18 protein-coding genes are annotated in these 18125 nt (G+C 59.7%); 1 reads left to right on the top strand and 17 read right to left on the bottom strand.

Annotated features, from left to right (window positions below):
- Positions 1 to 6 precede the first annotated feature (6 nt).
- The 7 genes from AC0ZT5_RS15215 to AC0ZT5_RS15185 all read right to left on the bottom strand — a co-directional run bounded on the left by AC0ZT5_RS15215 (position 7) and on the right by AC0ZT5_RS15185 (position 6131).
- The gene (locus AC0ZT5_RS15215) at positions 7 to 759 is read right to left on the bottom strand and encodes a carbonic anhydrase (RefSeq protein WP_488497094.1); all 753 of its coding nucleotides are present in this window, start codon (positions 757 to 759) and stop codon (positions 7 to 9) included.
- A gap of 335 nt (positions 760 to 1094) precedes the next feature.
- Complete coding sequence (locus tag AC0ZT5_RS15210) at positions 1095 to 2327, bottom strand: HlyD family secretion protein (RefSeq protein ID WP_488497093.1); 1233 nt, start codon at positions 2325 to 2327, stop codon at positions 1095 to 1097.
- The gene (locus AC0ZT5_RS15205; RefSeq protein ID WP_488497092.1) at positions 2320 to 2760 is read right to left on the bottom strand and encodes a hypothetical protein; all 441 of its coding nucleotides are present in this window, start codon (positions 2758 to 2760) and stop codon (positions 2320 to 2322) included. The genes AC0ZT5_RS15210 and AC0ZT5_RS15205 overlap by 8 nt, the downstream gene beginning before the upstream one ends.
- A gap of 134 nt (positions 2761 to 2894) precedes the next feature.
- Positions 2895 to 3917 (bottom strand): AI-2E family transporter, encoded by a 1023-nt coding sequence (locus AC0ZT5_RS15200; protein ID WP_488497091.1) that lies wholly within the window; start codon positions 3915 to 3917, stop codon positions 2895 to 2897.
- A 165-nt stretch (positions 3918 to 4082) separates the two neighbouring features.
- Positions 4083 to 4409: a hypothetical protein gene (locus tag AC0ZT5_RS15195; protein ID WP_488497090.1), complete on the bottom strand. Its 327-nt coding sequence runs from the start codon at positions 4407 to 4409 to the stop codon at positions 4083 to 4085.
- A gap of 25 nt (positions 4410 to 4434) precedes the next feature.
- Positions 4435 to 5094: a L,D-transpeptidase gene (locus tag AC0ZT5_RS15190; RefSeq protein ID WP_488497089.1), complete on the bottom strand. Its 660-nt coding sequence runs from the start codon at positions 5092 to 5094 to the stop codon at positions 4435 to 4437.
- Between the two features lie 68 nt (positions 5095 to 5162).
- A complete protein-coding gene (locus tag AC0ZT5_RS15185; protein WP_488497256.1) occupies positions 5163 to 6131 on the bottom strand; it encodes an ABC transporter substrate-binding protein in 969 nt (322 codons plus the stop codon).
- Positions 6132 to 6580: 449 nt separating this feature from the next.
- Here AC0ZT5_RS15185 and AC0ZT5_RS15180 point away from each other — a divergent pair, with 449 nt between their 5' ends.
- Complete coding sequence (locus AC0ZT5_RS15180) at positions 6581 to 8230, top strand: SulP family inorganic anion transporter (protein WP_488497088.1); 1650 nt, start codon at positions 6581 to 6583, stop codon at positions 8228 to 8230.
- Between the two features lie 182 nt (positions 8231 to 8412).
- Here the strand turns inward: AC0ZT5_RS15180 and AC0ZT5_RS15175 are convergent, their stop codons facing one another.
- The 10 genes from AC0ZT5_RS15175 to AC0ZT5_RS15130 all read right to left on the bottom strand — a co-directional run.
- Complete coding sequence (locus tag AC0ZT5_RS15175; protein ID WP_488497087.1) at positions 8413 to 8895, bottom strand: BA14K family protein; 483 nt, start codon at positions 8893 to 8895, stop codon at positions 8413 to 8415.
- Positions 8896 to 9082: 187 nt separating this feature from the next.
- Positions 9083 to 9559, bottom strand: a complete 477-nt coding sequence (locus AC0ZT5_RS15170) for a hypothetical protein (protein ID WP_488497086.1) — start codon at positions 9557 to 9559, stop codon at positions 9083 to 9085.
- A gap of 843 nt (positions 9560 to 10402) precedes the next feature.
- Positions 10403 to 11074 (bottom strand): hypothetical protein, encoded by a 672-nt coding sequence (locus tag AC0ZT5_RS15165; RefSeq protein WP_488497085.1) that lies wholly within the window; start codon positions 11072 to 11074, stop codon positions 10403 to 10405.
- 501 nt (positions 11075 to 11575) lie between these two features.
- On the bottom strand, positions 11576 to 12103 hold the full coding sequence (locus AC0ZT5_RS15160) for a hypothetical protein (RefSeq protein ID WP_488497084.1): 528 nt from the start codon (positions 12101 to 12103) through the stop codon (positions 11576 to 11578).
- Positions 12104 to 12309: 206 nt separating this feature from the next.
- Positions 12310 to 14274 (bottom strand): DUF3604 domain-containing protein, encoded by a 1965-nt coding sequence (locus AC0ZT5_RS15155; protein ID WP_488497083.1) that lies wholly within the window; start codon positions 14272 to 14274, stop codon positions 12310 to 12312.
- 14 nt (positions 14275 to 14288) lie between these two features.
- The gene (locus tag AC0ZT5_RS15150) at positions 14289 to 15335 is read right to left on the bottom strand and encodes a HupE/UreJ family protein (RefSeq protein WP_488497082.1); all 1047 of its coding nucleotides are present in this window, start codon (positions 15333 to 15335) and stop codon (positions 14289 to 14291) included.
- Positions 15332 to 16207 (bottom strand): peptidyl-prolyl cis-trans isomerase, encoded by an 876-nt coding sequence (locus tag AC0ZT5_RS15145; RefSeq protein ID WP_488497081.1) that lies wholly within the window; start codon positions 16205 to 16207, stop codon positions 15332 to 15334. The genes AC0ZT5_RS15150 and AC0ZT5_RS15145 overlap by 4 nt, the downstream gene beginning before the upstream one ends.
- A gap of 477 nt (positions 16208 to 16684) precedes the next feature.
- Positions 16685 to 17095 (bottom strand): hypothetical protein, encoded by a 411-nt coding sequence (locus tag AC0ZT5_RS15140; RefSeq protein ID WP_488497080.1) that lies wholly within the window; start codon positions 17093 to 17095, stop codon positions 16685 to 16687.
- Positions 17096 to 17233: 138 nt separating this feature from the next.
- Positions 17234 to 17560 carry a hypothetical protein gene (locus AC0ZT5_RS15135; protein WP_488497079.1) on the bottom strand — a complete coding sequence of 109 codons (327 nt, stop codon included), beginning with the start codon at positions 17558 to 17560 and terminating at the stop codon, positions 17234 to 17236.
- 37 nt (positions 17561 to 17597) lie between these two features.
- Positions 17598 to 18125: hypothetical protein (locus AC0ZT5_RS15130; protein WP_488495282.1), on the bottom strand; the 528-nt coding region annotated here is incomplete at its 5' end.

Genomic DNA, 18125 nt, shown 5'->3' with positions numbered 1-18125 from the left:
ATACCGCTAAGACGAAGCCAGGATGAAACGGCGGTTGGCAGCAAGTGCCGGCCGTGCGTTCATCGGGTAGAGTGCGGTGAACCTTTCGATGTCGGCAGCCGCCACCTCGATCGGCTTCATAGCTACCATCCAATCGACGATCTCGCTGCAGGGCGGCGTCGTCAACGAGCCTTCATAGGTCCAGTACTTTAGCCTCTTCGGCAGCAGTCGACGCGGATCGACATTCTTGGCTGCAGCTTTTTCGCCTTCCTTGGCCGGGAAAGCCGCGGCAAGCCCAGCGAACCCTGCATTTGATGCGCCCGGCTTGAGAAACACGCCGAGCACGCCCAGCGCGCCGCTCTCGGCCTTGTGGACGAAGTGCACCTCCATCGGAAAGGCCTTGCCATCGACCAGATGCTCGCTCGGCGCGTGGAAATGGAACTGCAACAGTTCGTAAATCTTGTCGCCGCGTTTGAGCTTGCTGCCCGCAGGCGAGTTAACTTGAATGGTGTGACCATTGTTGACGATCTCGCTGTCACCCTTCTTCCAGTTGATCACAATGGCAGGGAGGTTCGACTTGACCGCGCCGACAATGTCGAGCGGCGATTGCTGCGAGCCGGCCGAGCAAACCGCATTCTCATGACCCAAGTCGCCCCAATGAGCGGGTCCGGCTTCGCCTTCGTAGCTCCAATGTCCACCCTCCGCTGCAAAACCCGACTTGGCGCAGAGAGGGCACAGGCCAAGCAGGGCCAAGCCTTTAATGAAATGGCGCCGTTCCATCATTTCCTCCAATCAGATCCGTCGATGAACCTTCGGCGAGCCGACCAGCCTGTCTGCTCGGCAAACGACAGCACGCCGCGACGTCAAGTCAACACTGCCGTCGCAACATGTTGCGGCAACGTCACCCCCAGCGGAAGGTAACTAACTGTATTCTACACGCGGAATTACGGTCAGCCCTCGATGTCGACGCCGGCTTCCTCGGCCAGCAATGACGAACCTGGGGAGCGGATAGTCGGGGCAACCAATACCGGCAGCGACGGCATGCGGCATGACGCTCGATTTTCGCCAGGCTCGCAACGGAGCAGCGCGCCACCGACGCGCTGGCCGAGCATCTTTCAGTGCCCACCCAACACGAGCGTCTGGGCCGGCAGCAAGAGTGCCTGAATTCGAAGGATCATGGCATGCACGAGAGCTACAGTGTCTACCACATGCAGGAACACCCAGTTGAGCGTGCTGATGTCCTTCGCCGCGAGCGCATCATGGTTGTTGGTGTATGCGTTGGCAATGCAGCTGCTTCCCGGCGGCAGGCCGTCGAGCTCCCCCGGATAGAGCGGCTCGAGGTAGACGGTGAGCGTCCCACCCTTGGCAAGCTGTTGAACATCGACAAGCTGATCTGTCGGCCGCATTTGTCCAGCGGCAATGACATCCTGTACCTGGGTCACGACCATGGGAAGGATCGTAAATGGCTTGCCGACGCATGTGGCCTCGGCAATCATCCCCACTTTCATCACCTGCGCCTCGATTTGGCCAAAGCCGGCAATCAGAGCGACACGTCCGGCTTCCTCCGGGACCAAGATGCCGGCGGGCCGCACCATTGCGTTTACGATGTCGCCGGGTCGAAGGGTGAACTGCTGGAGGCTTCCGGCGACGCCAGCGCGAACCAGGGTTTTGTCCAGCTCGACCTGTGCCTGCGCGAGTGCCGCCTCCGCACTGGCTTTCTGGGCCGGCAGCAGCGAGGCTATTTTCGTTTCGAGGGTCCGCTTGCTTGCGATGGCGGCGTCAACACCACCTTTGCGACCATCGACGGTGTTTTGCAGCCGCTCGATCTCACGAACCGAAACGACGTTTGCATTCTTTGCAATCAGCTGCTGCTTGGTTTCCAGTTCGTCCAGAGCCTGCTGGTAGGCGCCCTGAGCCTGCTGTATGAGCCCATCGGCCGCCGCCAGTTCCGTTTGCGCTACCGCGGCTTCGGCGTCGGCTTCGGCAATCTGGCGCTGCGCCGTCTCTCGCGCGGCTTCCTGCTCGGAACTGTCAAGGCGAAAGAGCGGGTCGCCAGCTTTGACCTTTGCATTTATGCCAACAAACACCTCGGCAACACGGCCGGTGGTTTCGGGAAGGATGGTAACGGTACGGAAGACCGTCGAGGCGTCTTTCGTCGAAGGATGATAGTAAAAAATGAGAGTGATCAACGAAATGGTCAGCAGCAGGCACGCCGTGATGCCCCAGCGCAGCTCGTACCACATCGTATAGAGGGTAATCTCGCGCCCGATGCGTTTACCTTGCACAAAACGGCGGAAAAGATAGTCCGGAAGGATCGTGAGCAACGAACAGAGAGTTAGCTCAAGCATGACCGATACTCCCGTCCGCGGCGTCGATTTTTTGCTCAGGTCCAGCCTGCAGTCTCGCCTCCTCCTCTGCCCGGTCCTCGGCAGCGGGATCGCGTCCGGACAGTTTCTCGAGCGAGCGTGCCATTGAAGACACCGGCGTCCTGAAATCCGGCAGATCGATGAACGCCAGCAACAGACCCGCGATCCAGAAAAGATGGTTGTGGGTGAAAAGCGAGATCAGACAAAGGACAGCCACAATCTCCATTTGCACTTTCTTCGACCCATGCGACATCCGTTCCGGAAGTGCATGAAGTTTAAAGTAAAAGTTGCCGAGTAGGAGAATGATTGCCAAAATCATGACGATGGTCACATTGAACAGCCAATCAGTCTGGCCAGGAGCAGTGACGAAGACTGGCAAATGCTCAATCGCCGCAGGGTGTATCGCGTCTGTCATTCCGCCCCCCTCTTCAAGGCTTTAACTCCGCCTGGGCCGTCATTATGCACCATTCTCATTTACCATTCTCCCGATTGACTGTCGATGGTTGGAGGAGCGCGCCTGCGCCAGCAAGCCGACCAAAAGAACCGTGATCACGCCGCCGGACCCTCGATCTGTGGCCCGCCTTCGACCGGGGGCTGGCGCAGCCATTCATTGAGCAGCACATAGCCGACGGCCAGCAGCACGGGGCCGACGAACAGACCAAGCAGGCCGTCGACCAGCATGCCGCCGATGACACCAAGGAGAATTACCGGCATCGGCGCTTCTAGTCCGCGGCCGAGCATCAATGGCTTGAGGATATTGTCGCTGAGCCCGGCGAACAGGGTCCAGACCGCAAAGATGATCGCCGGCGTGGTTGCTTCCGTCGCAAAGACATAGGCCATGACAGGCAGGGTCAGCAGGAACGCCGGCACCTGCACGATGGCCAGCAAAAGCGTTGCGAGCGTCAAAAGTCCGGCTGCCGGAAGGCCTATGGCAAAGAGGCCGACCCCGACGAGCAGCGCCTGGATCACCGCCACGCCGACAACACCTACTGCCACGCCGCGGATCGTGGCGGCGGTCAGCGTAACCAGGCGGGCGCCGCGCGCCTTGCTGCCGGTGACACGCTCCAACAGGCGCCTGGCGAATTCGGCGGCACCCTTGCCGTAGGCGATGAGCACCGTGGCAATCACGAACGAAAGAACAAACGATAGTTCACCGGCGGCCAGACTGCCAGCGAACGACATCAGTGATGCCGCAGGCCCGCTCAACATCTGGCCATATTTGGCAAGCGCCGCCGGCATGTTGGTGGCTACGAGAGCCCAGGTCTCCGTCAGTTTCTGGCCGACCAGCGGAAAATCGGCGAGCCATGGCGGCGGCGGCGGCACGATCAGACCGTGGTTCTGCCAGCTCGAGACAAGCGAAAATATGGAAGACCCAAGCGACGTAACCACTGTGACCATCGGCACCAGCATCACCGCAACGCTGGCCAGTCCGATCAGCAGCGCCGACCATCGATTGCCTATCCGGGCGGCCAGGCGGACGTGCAGCGGATTAAGCATCACCGCCAGGATCACCGACCAGAGCAGGATGCCGGCAAAGGGCAATACGATCCGGCCGCAGGCGTAGACCAGCAAGGCCAAAAGTCCGAGTCTAAGTGCAGCATCGATTAGGGTCGAACGCCGACGCGCATGATCGGAGTTAGGCGCGTTCAGGAGCATTGTTTATGCCTCGTTGCCCTGTCGTACATTGTCGCCAATTCCCGTCGCTGGAGCGATCGCCCGAGATCCCGCCCGAGTGGCTCAGATGGGTTCAACAGATTTGACGTTGCCTTCAGTATCCACCAGGCAGCTTGTCTTCTTGCCGCCAGCATCGAGCTCGACCTGATAAGTTTTGGAATCGATCTTGCTCGAGGAGATCGGAAGTATCTTGGCGCTGTTGACGCCGCTCGACTTGGCGACCGCGTTGGCGCAAAGAAGCTGCAGATCCGCCGGAGCCGTCTCAACCTGCGTCCTCGACATCTGCTCCGGAGCAGGCGGCGGCGTGCTGACGCAAGCGCTCAAGCTCTGCGCCATGAATCCAAGAGCTACAATCAGGATCGATCTTCTCACTGCACGTTTTTCCGACATTGCTTGTCCCTCTCCGAATGCCGCTTCAAACGCCCTTGTAAAGGGCCGCCCCCTGCATCAGAACGATGACCTTGGCTCCGACCTTGACGCGCGACGCCAAGTCAGTGATGTCGTCGTTCCTCATCCGGATGCAGCCTGACGACACGTCGAGCCCGATCGTCCAGGGCTCCGGCGTGCCGTGTATCCGGTAGATCGTGTCCTGATCGCCCTCGTAGAGATAGAGCGCCCTGGCGCCGAGTGGATTGTCGGGACCTCCCGGCATGCCTGCCGCATATTTGACCGCGTTCGGATCACGAGCGACCATTTCGACCGGAGGCGTCCAGGTCGGCCATTCCGCCATGCGGCCGACGCGCACGATACCGGCCCATCCAAAGCCTTCCCGGCCGACGCCGATGCCGTAGCGCATGGCCTGCTGACCGGGCTGCACAAGATAGAGAAAATGCTTGTTGCCATCGATGATGATCGTACCGGGAACCTCCGCGGTGCGGAATTTGACCATCTGCGGGCGAAATGCTTCGGGCACCTCCTTGTGAGCGGCGTAGTATTTTCGCGCTTTCTTCTTGTCGTAATCGACCCACTTATGCGTCTGGGGATCGAATACCTGTGTCTGAGCGGCATACGCCAATGTCGCGCCGATCGTGGTCATGACAAGCGCGGCGCCAAGAACGAGGCAGCGGCCAGCCATTCCGCGATCATTGCTTTTCGACGTGACGGACCGGTTTGCGAGCGAAAAGGTCATGGTCGTCCCTGCCTCTACTTCGACCAGGCGCTAAGCCGGTCTTGATGCTTTGCAACCCAGGCCTGCGCGTACTTGGCGGGATCTTGCCGATCGACCTGCAATGCGTAGCTCATCTCGGTGACCTCGTCTGAGCTGAAGTCGACATGAGAGAGGAAGGCCGCCACTTTCGGCAGGCGCTTGGCCATCGATGAGGCAAACCCGATGTAGAAATGGGATGCGTCCCACGCCACCGGCGCCTCAGATTTCGTAAGCCAGTCAGGGTCGTCGCTCGGCATCACGATGTGCCACTTGGCCGGATCGTATTTCGGCTCGGTCAATTGGACGATATCATGGAGCTTGAACATATGGTGCGGACTGTAGCAGTAGAATGCAATCGGTTGCCCCGTTGCCGCGGCCGCGTCGACTGCAGCCATTGCCATGTCTTCAGGCATTTGAAGGAGCGTCATCGTTTTTTCGTAACCGTAGCTCTTGGCCCGGATCTTCTCGATGCTCGTCGACGACCAGCCCAACGCGCCAATCCACATTTCGCCCTTGCCATCGCCGTCGGTATCGAACACGGCCGCTTTTTTCGGATCGGCCAGATCTGAAATGTCCTTGACGCCATATTTGTCTGCCGTCTCGCGCGTCACGCAGATGCCCTGCGTAGCCGACACACCCTTGGGACTGAGGTCCACGGTCTTGCGCCCGTCGACATATTTCTTGACGAGTGAATCGAGATTGGGAAGCCAGACTTCCGGATAGACGTCGACCTCCCCGGTATCCATTCCGGCGAATGCGGTCATGGAGCCCATCTCGCGCACGTCGGCGTCCAGATTGAGTTTTTCCTTCAATCCGTACTTGATTATGTTGGCCGCGGCCTGGCCTGATGGCCAGTTCGGCATTGCAATGAGGAGGTCAGCCGCAAGGGACCGGCCATGCACCGCCAGCATCGTCAGAGCCGCCAGCGACACTTTCAGCAGATGTCGACGAAATCGACTGTCCATTGTCTCCCCCTTGCGTCGGGACTGAAACGCTGCGGCAACGAGGCGACTCCCGATCTGCCGCGGCAAAGCACCAGCCTGTGAAACCAATCATCGTTAGAGAAACTGCGGAACCGGCGCACCGCCGTGAAGACCGCTTTTTCTGCCAGCCGGGGGCGTTCCATCCCGTTGATGGTTCGTATTGTCTCCAAGACTACCGGACCGGAGCCGGGAGCGGAACGTAAGTTACGTGGAGGGCGGGGCAATATTCTGACTGCAAGACCGTTCGAAGGAGATCCAATTTATCCTCGGGACAGCAGGGAAGGCTCGCCTCGCTACTGACGACTGAACCGAACTCCTGGAGTAGGATACAGTTAGTTACCTTCCCTACCGAGGAGCTACGCGCTAGGTCGAGAACCCACAATTGGCATCATCAACAAGGTCGCTCGATTGATGAGCGCTGACAAAACGACGTGAGAAAACCCTCGGCTGTTGCAATCCAACGCCTTGACGTGGTCGCAGGCCTGACGGCCGCAGCCGTCATCCTGCCCATAGCGATGGCCCACGCGACGGTTGCGGGCCTGCCGGTGAGAGTCGGGCTTTACACGGCCTTCGTGCCGATGATCGTCTACGCGTTGCTCGGCACATCGCGTGTCCTCAGCGTGAGTTCGACGACCACCCTTGCAATCCTCGCCGGGACGCAGCTCGGGCTTGCGGTTCCTGACGGCGATCCGGGCAAGCTGATCATGGCGACTGCGACGCTTACCGTGCTGACCGGAGCCCTGCTGATCGGGGCCTCAGTGCTTCGCCTCGGGTTCGTAGCCAATTTTATTTCGTCTCCCGTTCTGACCGGCTTCAAGGCCGGCATCGGCCTTGTGATCGTACTCGATCAGGTGCCGAAGCTGCTTGGCGTGCATATTACGAAGGAAGGCTTTCTGCGCGACATTCTGAGTGTGGGGCACCATTTTCCCGACACGTCTGTGCTCACTCTGGCCATCGCCATCGCGGCAATACTCGTGCTGTTGGCGATGGAGCGGCTCTGGCCCCGTTCGCCGGCTCCCCTCGTCGTGGTGAGCGCCGGGATTGGGCTCTCATGGTTTTTCGGTTTGGATTCCTTGGGCGTCGCCATCGTGGGGTTCATTCCCCAGTCGCTGCCGCCGATCACCCTGCCCAGCCTCGGCCTCGTCCAGCAACTCTTGCCCGGCGCCCTCGGCATCGCATTGATGAGCTTCACCGAAACGATCGCAGCCGGCCGAGCCTTTGCCGCCCCCGCGGACCCGCCTACCAAGGCCGACCGCGAGCTACTTGCAACTGGTGTCGCCAACCTGGCAGGTGCTTTGTTCGGCGCCATGCCGGCAGGCGGCGGTACTTCACAGACCGCCGTGGTCCGCGCAGTGGGAGGGCACACGCAGATGGCATCTCTCGTCACGGCCGCCGCCGCGGTGGCCACCATGCTGCTGGTCGCCCCGCTGCTCAGCCTGTTGCCCCAGGCCGTGCTGGCGGCAATCGTGATCGTCTACTCGATCGGACTAATTCAGCCGGCCGAGTTCATGTCGATCCGCAGGGTCCGGCGAATGGAATTTCGTTGGGCGCTGGCGGCCTTCCTTGGCGTGCTTGCCTTCGGCACGCTACAGGGCATTGTCGTGGCGATCGTTCTGTCGCTCGTTGGCTTGGCCAGTCAGTCGGCCAACCCAAATGTCTACGTGATCGGCCGCAAGCGGGGGACCGACGTAACCCTTCCGTTGTCACCTGAGCACCCGGACGATGAGACCTTCGAGGGCCTGCTGATCCTCCGTCCAGAAGGCCGGCTCTTCTTCGCCAATGCCCAACGGGTCGCGGATCAGATCCAGGCCCTGGTCGTCGAGCACAAGCCACTCGTCCTAGCGCTCGACATGAGCCGGGTCTTCGACATCGAGTATTCCGCCCTGCAAATGATGATGGAGGGCGAACGCCGCATGACCGAGCAAGGCGTGACGTCTTGGATGGTGGGGCTGAACCCCAGCGTACTCGAATACATCCGGGCCTCTGGCTTCGCCGATCGACTAGGGCCCGAGCGATTGTTTCCAAACGCGCAGGCAGCCATCCAGCACTACACGGCGAGCTTCAAGACTAAGGGAAAGTAGCCTACTGTGAATCGAGTATAATTCGATGACCCGCGCCTGAGTGGAAGGCCGGGGATCCTGAGCCTCGGGCTAGCGGTGCTCCTGCCCTGCTGTTCGCCTACGGGCTCTCTACAGCGAGCGTCGGCCGTGGCGAGGCGGCCTGACCGATGCCGGTCGCATTCGTCACCCTTATGCTGTGGCAACTAGTAGCAATTGCCGGAATCGGCTTCCCTGGGCGAGCATCGGCGATAGAACCTGTTTGAGTGATACCCATTGCTGTAATAGCGGTCACCATAATACGGATCGACATAGTACCGGTCGTGGTAATACGGATCGGCATAATACCGGTCGCGGTAATAGGGATCGCCATAGTACGGTTCGCCGTAATACGGATCGCTGTAGTAGCCGCTTCCGTAGTACCCGCCGTAGTAGCTGTTGTTGTTGGCGAACACGCTGCCGAGCAGCGCCCCGGCGACAAATGCACCGCCGGGGACCCAGAAGTCGTTGTGCCGGTGGTAGTGGCGGTGGTCCGGATAGCCCCTGTACCAGCCATCCCGAACCTGGATGACATCGGACTGTGCGCCTTGTGCCCTGGGCACGAAAATCGGTGCGGCATCAACCGGAACAGTGCTGGTTAATGCAAAAGTCGCGACCAGGGAGGTCGCAACGCCTGACAAGAACCTCATGATAGAGTCCTCGCTGGTGGCAATTTGGCGTATGCGATACGTCGTGATCAATTAAGAAAAACGTCGTCGATCCAAATTTGTTCCAGACGTGCCAATTGCCGGAAGCCGCTCCTCACGTTGGACAGGCTGGCAAGGCCGCCGACCATCGGAATCCGTTGTAGCAGACTGAATTTGAGCAGCCTGAAAATTATCTGGTGCGGCCGGATGCCGAGGAGTGGTCTTCTCGTGCCCTGCCCAAGCGTTCTATTTCGAGCGAATAGCAAAACAGACTGAACAGAACCAGCAGGACTTCCAACAGCCTGACTGCTCCCTGAATGAAGGAGGGGGATTGATCGAGTTCCGGAACGTGGCGAAAAAAGAGGATCGAAAACAAAGCGCCACCAAAGAAGAAGCTGACCCGGCTGGCAAACAGGAACAGGTGCCGGACCAAGGCATTGCGGAACGGTGCGGGGATCGCAACCCAGCGAAATCTGATCCAGTAGCAGGCCTGCAGAACGAGCGCACCACAAGCCACCGCGACCTGCTGATAGGGGCCGACGTCCTGCGGTTGTCCCAATTGGGTGACCACTTGCCGGAAGATTGGGAAAATCGTCAAAAACAAGAACATCGCCGCAGCCGTCTCAACGGCCATCAATAAGACGTAGCGGATGTTATTGCTGGTCATGCTGGACTATCCCCGACTCAGACATGGCGCCTTTGGTCGTATTGCCACCGACCGTGCCCTTCCCGGTAGAAAATGCAACTTCAACGTATCGCCTCTGGTCGGCTTGACGCCGACCAGATTGCCGCTGTGTATCCCTAGCCGCCTCATCAGCTTAAGCCGGGTTGCGGCGATCAGGTTCGCGCATGATTAGCATCCAGAAGCCGAATTTGGGGTGCTGTGTTTGGTCTATGGGAAAGTCCGGGACATCGAGACGTCGAGCGACCACTGCCGTCCGGATGGAATTCCGGAATTCGCCGAAGTCACCTTCGCCAGGCCCGCTTCGAGGGTCAAATCCAGGTTCTCAAAGGGCGTGTAGGTCAAATTGGCCGCACCTCTTGTCGCCAGTACGGAGCCGGTTCCGAAGACATCGGGTAACTTCAAACTTGTGAAGCTCGCGAACGCAGCCGAGCTCCACTTGCTGGACCAGGCCCAACTGAAGACAGCAGCGCCATTCCATCCGGTGGCTCGTTCGGCATTCTTGGCGCCCAGAGCGCCGGGCAGACTGATCTTGAATGCGCTCGTCCGCGTATTGATCCCGAGATAGCCTGGCGCATCCCACGCACGGGCGAGTTGGAAAATGACGTAAGACTTGTCACTCTGATGATCATTGGCAAAAGCGTATCTGGCATAACCTTGAATAGCTGCTCCCCAAAGCGCGGGGCTTGCATCAAAGAAGGTCGTTTGATGCGACGCTGCGTTTGCGATGAATTGCCAGTTTCCACTCGTGTAGCGAAAGCGGCCAACTAGGTCAGGAAACTGTTGCGATTCATAGCCGGAAATAGCGACGCGGCGGAACGTCGGATCCTACAGCGACAGAGTCAGTGTCGTATTTGGCGTCGGCCTCGAAACATAAGCGGCCAGAAATGGCGATTGGCTGGAAGCCAGTGCTCGGAACGAGAACTCGTCAGCCTGCCAATCATCAAAGAAAGAGGTCTCAATACCGATGATGCTCCTCCCGAGCGAAATCGACGCCGAGGAAATCGATAGGTCCTTGTTTTGATCGCCCTCGACACCAAGACGCGTGATTAGATCGCCGTATTCCGTCTGAGAATAATGCGTAACGTTCGCAAGCTCTGTCAGCTGCCATTGGGTCTTGCCCGATTTCTTCGGTGACGTCAGCCGAGATCCTGTTGCCGTAACACCTGTTGCCTCAACGCCGGAACTGACGGAGCCATCAAACAGAATGCAGCCGTAGCCAGGTATGTAAAATCCGGGGCCTGAACTGCTGTCGGTATCGCCTGGTCCGGAGGGGTCCGACGTGCTGGAATCGTCGGTCGACGTGTCCTCGTTTTCTTCTGCATCCATCTGCACTTGCGGCTTGTCGATTGCGTCGACGTCCGGAGGCGTCCAGGGACAAGCCAGAACACGCTCGGCAGGCGGAGCATCAGCACTTTGTGCACTCGCCGCCATAACCTGCAGCGCAATCAGGCCGAAGAGGAGGCCGGCGTAGCTGACGAATTTTTTCGCATCAAACATTCGGCGATTCTTCCACCCTCTGGGCGCCTCGCTTTTCCTCAAATGCTATCAGGTTGAAATAACCCAATGCCGAATTTGTATTCCAGTGATTGTAAAGCCACAGCCGTTCAGAGCTGGCCTTCTCGATCAACTGCCGGACGAAGTCGCTTGGTTATCGAATCGCTGCTAGGCCTCAAGCACCTCGTGCATCAGCACCGATTTCAGCTGTCAAACCATGATCGCCGCGCCGACACACACTTTCGCGTATCTGCTTCATTCGGGATTTTGGGGCCGGTGCCCTTCCGGCCGCCCAACGTCGGACGCCTTTCATTGAAGACAGTCGCGAACGACCTCAGCGTTCCCACTCTCCGAGGAACATAGAACTGCAGGGAACCGCCACATGAAAGCCTAGCCTCGCCGTCGGCGCTGGGTCACCGCGCTAACCTTGAATTCACATATCCCTGAAGCGGTGCCGGCTGCGGCAAGTGCCAGAGATAGGTGGGACTATTGCCGGGCGGGCGGTCAGTGCTTGAGGCACTTGCGGCCCACTGCCATTGCCTTGAAAGTCCCCTTCAGATCGACGACAAAGGCCCCTTTGGTGTCCGGAAAGACTGTCATTTTGTATTTCTTCGCCACGTCGCGCTTAAACTTCGGGTCGTCGGTCAAGATGTAGCCGCCAGAATATCCGCCCTTGAGTTCGCCGCTCGTGCTGGTAGCCACACCCTTGTAGAGATGGCCGTCCATGGAGACGAAGATGTCCGACTTGGTCCCGTTCTGAAGGCCGATATCCACCTTCGTGAATACGCCAAGATACCCGACCTCTTGATTTGCGGTAACGCCCATTTGCACCGCACTTGGTCCATCTTGGCGCACGATCAAGCAATCTCCGCGGGTTTGATTTGCATAGACCGTCCAGCCCTCGACGTCCTCCCCGTATCGGACAAGCACATCGCTGGCCTTGGGGAGGGGATTTTGTGTTTGTGCGTAGGCTGCTGTCGCAGACGAAAGTGCTACTGTCGTTGCCGTGATGAGTGTCATGAAATTTCGCATGGTATTACCTTCCCTTTGTTTGCCGTTCTTTGCATGAATGTTCGTTTTTGTGGATCGTCACAGCCGTGCTCATTCTGGAGCGTTGCTCGGAGGTCATTTCAGGCGCCTTACGCACCGTTTGGTCGCACGCATTCCTGTTTGGGGACACGCCCGCCGCATCGAAAGGTGCGGCAAGCCCTTGTGGCCTCCAGTCGCGTGGAGGCTGTTTAGCCGGCCGGCGTGTACCAGATCGGCGACGTGTAGGCCCGCTCCTGTGTTGTCATCGGCACGTCTGGTGTCATTTTGATGCCGAAATATTTCGCGTCGTATGCGGTCCACCGCGGCGTCGGGATCTCGAGGACGCGGCCGTAGTAGAAAGCACGCTGAGCCGGGTCGAAATTTGGATCCTTCCACACCGTGATCAACTCAGGTACTCCGATCGTGTTTGTCCAGGTGGCATTGGGCACGTCCACAGTATTGCCGACCGGCGGCAGCTTGCCGTCGGCGCCCGGCTTGCGGTCACCGGACCAGGCGACATCATAGACCTGTTCATGCACCTCACCGGCAGCGTCGAGCCAACCCTTGATGATCTGATAGCGGTCGAGATTGGCACCGATCGGATCCTTCAGCGCAGCAACGAGGAAGGTCGGCACCTTGCCGGCTCGCGCCTGAGTGAGATCGCCGCCCATCGGCACGCCCTTGGTGTAGCCGGCGATAGCCGGGCTGCGGGTATTGGCGTCGGCCTCGTCGAAATCGAAGCCGCCGAAGAAGCGAACCACCATCCGCGGCCCGGTCGTTGCATAGGTCTCGCGGCGCTTCATGGCGTCGAAGATCGAGGCGCGTGTGTTCTCCTGCGCCCAGACGGCGGCATAGCCCGACGCGGTCGTCTCCCAGCCCATAATCTTGAGTCCGAGCTTGGGGTTCGCTATGAAGGGATGCGACCAGCGCTCCGCGCTCGGCTCGGAGGTCGACACTTTACCGAAGAAATTGTCGTCGTCGGCAGTCGATAGCCCCGTATGCGAGTCGGTGCTGCCGACTAGGCCGAACTTGTAGGGATTGACGCCGAGCTTGGCTTCCAGCTTCAACCCGTTCTTGAGCGCCGAGCGCGTATACTCGAACTCCAGCATGTCCGGCGTCTTCTTCGCGCTGAGGTCAAGATTGCCCTTGTCCCATTTCTCGAAATTGGCGAATTCGTCATTGGGAGAAAGGTAGGGGTGGCTCTCGCCATCACCCTTCATCTGGGTGGTCTCGTAAAGCACCTCCCAATGGGCGCGCTGCTCGGCGTATTCGCGGTCGATCTCCTTGCCCGTGAAGGATTCGATGATCGGGAACATCGTTCCGTTGCTCAGATTGCCGTTGTGGGCGATGGCAAGCACATCTCCGCCGGTCTTGTCCTCATAGTTCTGCAACCATTTCCACAGGTCGCGCGGGTTGTTGCTGCCGACGGGCGGTTGCGTCGTGTACGGCTCGACCAGACTGGTCTTGGCGCCACCGTCGCGAAAGATGACGTTGCGGTGTAGATTGTTGCCTTTGGCGAGAGACGTCCACTCATAGCCGATGAAAGCGGTGAAGCGTCCCGGATCGTTGGCCTCCTCGGCTGCGGCGATAATGCCCTCCCAAACCGACCGATAAGCCGGCGTGCCCGGAGCGTATACGAGCTCCTTCGGGAACGTTCCCTGGGAGAAGGATTTAATGATGTCTACGGCAGCCGCGCCGCCCTTTCCTGACTTAAGCATGTCGTACCAGACGCGCCCTTGCGCGCTCTCCAGGATTTCGGGTTTTCCAGCGATCAGATCACTGAAGAACCCCATCTGGTCGGAATGGTCGGCAACGACCAGGAAATCCAACGGACGCGACAGTTTGGCTGGCTGTCCGCTTGACGAATTGACCTCTTCGCCCTTGGCGAATTTGTAGGCATCCCGCGGACCAATGCGCGCACCGAACGCGGCGGCATCGAGCGAGAGCGCCGTATGCAAATGCGTGTCGCCGAAGAGCGGCCGCGTCGGGAAATTGCGTCCCGCATACGGTGAATAAGGCCGTTTCGTCGGAAAGGCCTTGGCGACGCTTGCCTGGTCGATGTCGCCTACGTCGGTGTTCACGACCTCCTGCGCCCAGGCCGGACAAGTCGCCAATAACAAGCCCGCGACCGTGGCGCTCCGAAGAAGAGCGTCTCTCAGATGATAGACGTTCATGAATTTTCTTCCTCCTATGAAAACATCGCGTCCAGCCGCTGGACGCTCCAGAATGCCGCGATGATCCCGATGGCATAGGCCGACGCGACGATCGCCTGCCGCGGGATCATGACGAACCGCATCATCGAATAAACTGCGGTCAGCAAGACGGCGATGAAGGCCAGTTGCCCGAGCTCGACGCCGACATTGAAGGCCAGCAGCGCCAGCGGTATGTCGCCCTGCGGCAGGCCGAGCTCAACCAGTGCACCGGCAAAGCCGAAACCGTGCAGCAGGCCGAAAACGAAGGCCACCATCCACGGTCTCACAATAGCCAGGCTGAGTTGCCCGCGCTCCATCCGCACAACGTCGGCAGCGACCATGACGATGCTGATGGCGATCATCGCCTCCACCGGCCGCGATGGCAGCGTCAGCCATCCAAGGGTGGCGCAGCTCAAGGTGATTGAATGAGCAGCCGTGAAGGCGGTGATCGCTTTCACCAGCTTGCGCCAGTCGCGCACGATCAGCATCAGCCCGGTGACGAACAGCAGATGGTCGAAGCCGAAGGCGATGTGCCCGATGCCGTGACGGACGTAGGTGACGAACACCGCCCAGGCGCTCTGCGACGCCGGAATGACTGCTGACGGCTCGCTTGGGGTAAGTCGCGCCGTCCAACTGTTGCCGTTCGCGAACACCACGTGGACCAGCGCGTCGGTCATGGTGTTCTGCAACCCGTCGATCACGACGTTCTGGCCTGCGAGCGGTTCCAGCGTGCGCATGCGCCAAGTCTGCACCATGGCATCGCCGGTCGGGTGCGAGATGATCGGCGTCACCGTCTCGATCTTGCCGGAAAAGAGTGCCGACAGCGCCAGTCGCGCATTGCCCTGCATTGGCGTTTTGAAAAGAACGCTGAACTCGTTCGGCGCCTCCTCCTTCAGGCTGAGATAGGCGGGGCGCACCTCGTGGGAGTAGGCAGCTTCGCAGAACAGCGCAGCAATGGCTGCCGTCAGCAGGATCAGTCGAACGCACTCCAACGCGGAGCGGGTTCCCCGCACGAGATCAGGCCACTTGGCCAGCCGTCTCATCGTGCGGCCACGTTCGTTGCAGGCCCTGACCCCAGTGTCGCTTTCGTACTCTCGTCAAGCTCGACGCCGTACTTGTTGCGCAGCTCGACCAGATACTCTTTGCTCAGTTCGGTCTGCTTCGCGGAGCGCCACTCAGCCAGCACGGCATCTTTCACGGTCTCAAAGGGCTTCGGCGCGGTCGCCGTGCGCTGCGTGACGAGGACCAGATGAAAGCCATAGCCGGATTTCACCGGACCGCGCCAGCCACCCGGTTCGAGTGCAAACACCTCGCGCCCAAAATCGGCACCGAACATTCCCGACAGCGCCTGTTCGTCAGTATCGGCAAAGCTGTCGCCGAACAGCAGCCGGTCGCCCTCGATCGAGTCGCCCTCGGCATTCGCTGACAGCGCACCCAGCGCCGCGGTCGCGTCCGCCGCGGCATCCTTGCGATGCTCCGGGTTGAAGTAGACCTGCCGGAACGACAGTTTTCCGGGCGTCTCGAAGTGCGCAGGGTTGGCGGCATAGAACCGCCGCAGCTCTGCTTCGGTCGGCACGGCAAGCTGGGCCGTATCCTCGACAAGGAATTTGAGCTTTTGCGCCAGGCGGCGGCGGATGATGGTGTCGTCCTTCTCGAGGCCCATCTCCTGCGCTTCGCGCGCCATCACTTTCTCGTTCAGCAGATCGTCGACAAGACCCTTGAGCTCATCGGCGGTCGGCTCGCGCAGCCACTGGCTCGACCAGGTCTGCTTGAGCCAGCGCACATCGCCTTCCCCGATCCGGACCGGCTCGACGGCTATTGCTTCGACATGCCTGTCGTTCAGCCAGGAATAGCCGCCAAACAGGATCGCGCCGACGGCGGCAAAATGCAGCAGAGGCTCCCTGAGCAACGTCATACGCTTTCCTCCGCTCCGGCTACGGCAGCATCTCGCACGCGGGCATTGTCAAATGCCGCATTGCCTTCGGCGCCGAAAACCAGCGGAACCGCCAATGGAAAAATCGATACGACGTCGCCCATGTTTGCCTCTAGTTGCGAAGGCTCTCCGGCAGCCGACAACGAGAATGCTTTCAATTACCCGTGCAACGCCATTCGGGCGTGATACTCGATGAGCACTTCCTGCATTCCTCATGGATAGTACGCCCCAAAGAGCTGGCGCTGGAATGTAAGTTACGTGGGGTAAGCATGTAATCGCTACACAGCCGCTGTCGTTGGCGGGCGAGCGCGGCTTGCGGACCGGCGCGTCGGGACAGCGCTTCGCCTTCCGCGCGCGGAACTTCGCAGAGCGCCGCGCCATCGTTGAGCAGCTTGCCCGTGCTGGTCAGATGCGATGTGTCGCAAGCCAACTACTTTCCAAGGATCGGCTCCTTGGTTGTCACCGGTTTCCTAGCGGAGTTTCGCTCGGAATGCCCCGCAGAAGCAGACCGCCCCAGACGGCAACAAATGCGTGAAATGCAACCCTGGGCAAAAGCATGACGCCGGTCATCTTTAAGACCGCAGCCGCGTAGACGAGGAGAATCGATACGGCCGTGTTGTAAATCAGGATACCAACAAGCAATCCGAATAGTGAAGGATTCAACTCGTCTTTCCTCGCCATCCAGCTTGCGACACCTATGGCAAGCAGCGCAGCGCCCGCAATGCGGCCGACAAAAATTGCGTCAACCGTGGCGCTTTCCAATCCAAGCAGGAGAGCAAATGGAACGGAAGGCAGCAAAAGAAGAGCGAGACCTGTCGCCGTTTCGACCGCTGCAATTACGAACAGAAATAGATTTCGTTTCGCGTTCATTTGCTGCCTTTGCCCATAGCTGGGCCGCCGATTGGTGGTGGCGGTATCCGAGCGCACGACCCGCGTTGCTCGGACGATCGTGTCGCCCGAGGCCGACTGCTGTCGGTCAGGTCTGGCCGGCGGCCATCCGCGCCCCAATCAGTTGACGTGGACGACTACGTACTTCGAACCCGAGTGCTGATAATATTTCCCGCCGCAATGCCAGATTGCCGTCCCATTGACCGAAGTCTTGACGCAACCGGCAGGCAGCCTGGCTACGTACACGCTTGTTCTCCGGATGGTTCGCCGGGTCGTGCGTCGCGCGACGCCCGCTGCGCTGTCGGGCGTAAGAGGCTGGCCAACCTTGGCAATCGCTTCAGACGACATCGATCCTCGCGTCACCAGGGAGACCGGATCAAGTTGCACGAAAGTCGCCAAAGCCAAGGCCATGACGATGCAGTTGCGCGGGGTAGATTTCGTTGTCATCAGTTCCTCCCTTATTTGTCGGATGTAGATCCTGGGTCTAAAAACGCATGACCAGTCCCATGATCGGTCCTTGCTGGACGACATCGAAGACGAAGCCGTCATTGCGGTAGTTGACGCCGAGCGCGCGGTAGCCGGCGACGGCAGAAAACCGCTCGTTGAACCGGTAGCCCAGTGCGGCGGCGACATCCCAGTCGACATTGGCGCCGCCTGCACCAACCATACCCCAGCCCGTCAGATAGACTTCAGGCGTGAGCGAGTAGTTCGCTCGAACGCCAACCAGCCCGTCCACCCAGGTCGCTCCGTCGCTGCCGGATACGCCGTCCAGGATACCGCCATGGAAGTCGAGGTCGGTGTCTACGGACCAGACCCTCATGGCGCCGACAAAATCGAGACGTCCGGCGTCACTCTGGAGGATCGAATAGCCCGCTCCGACCAGCCCTGAAAATGTCTGCGACGAGACCTCGACACTGTTGGCGACGACGCCTCTTGGTGTGCCGCTTTCTCCCGACAGTTTTACGTACATGAGGTCGCCGAAAATGCTGTAGCGGTCGTAGCGAGCCTCGGC

This window comes from Mesorhizobium sp. CNPSo 4670 (assembly GCF_057784235.1).
The sequence above is the reverse complement of the archived record's forward strand: the minus strand, read 5'-3'. Positions and strand labels throughout refer to the sequence as shown.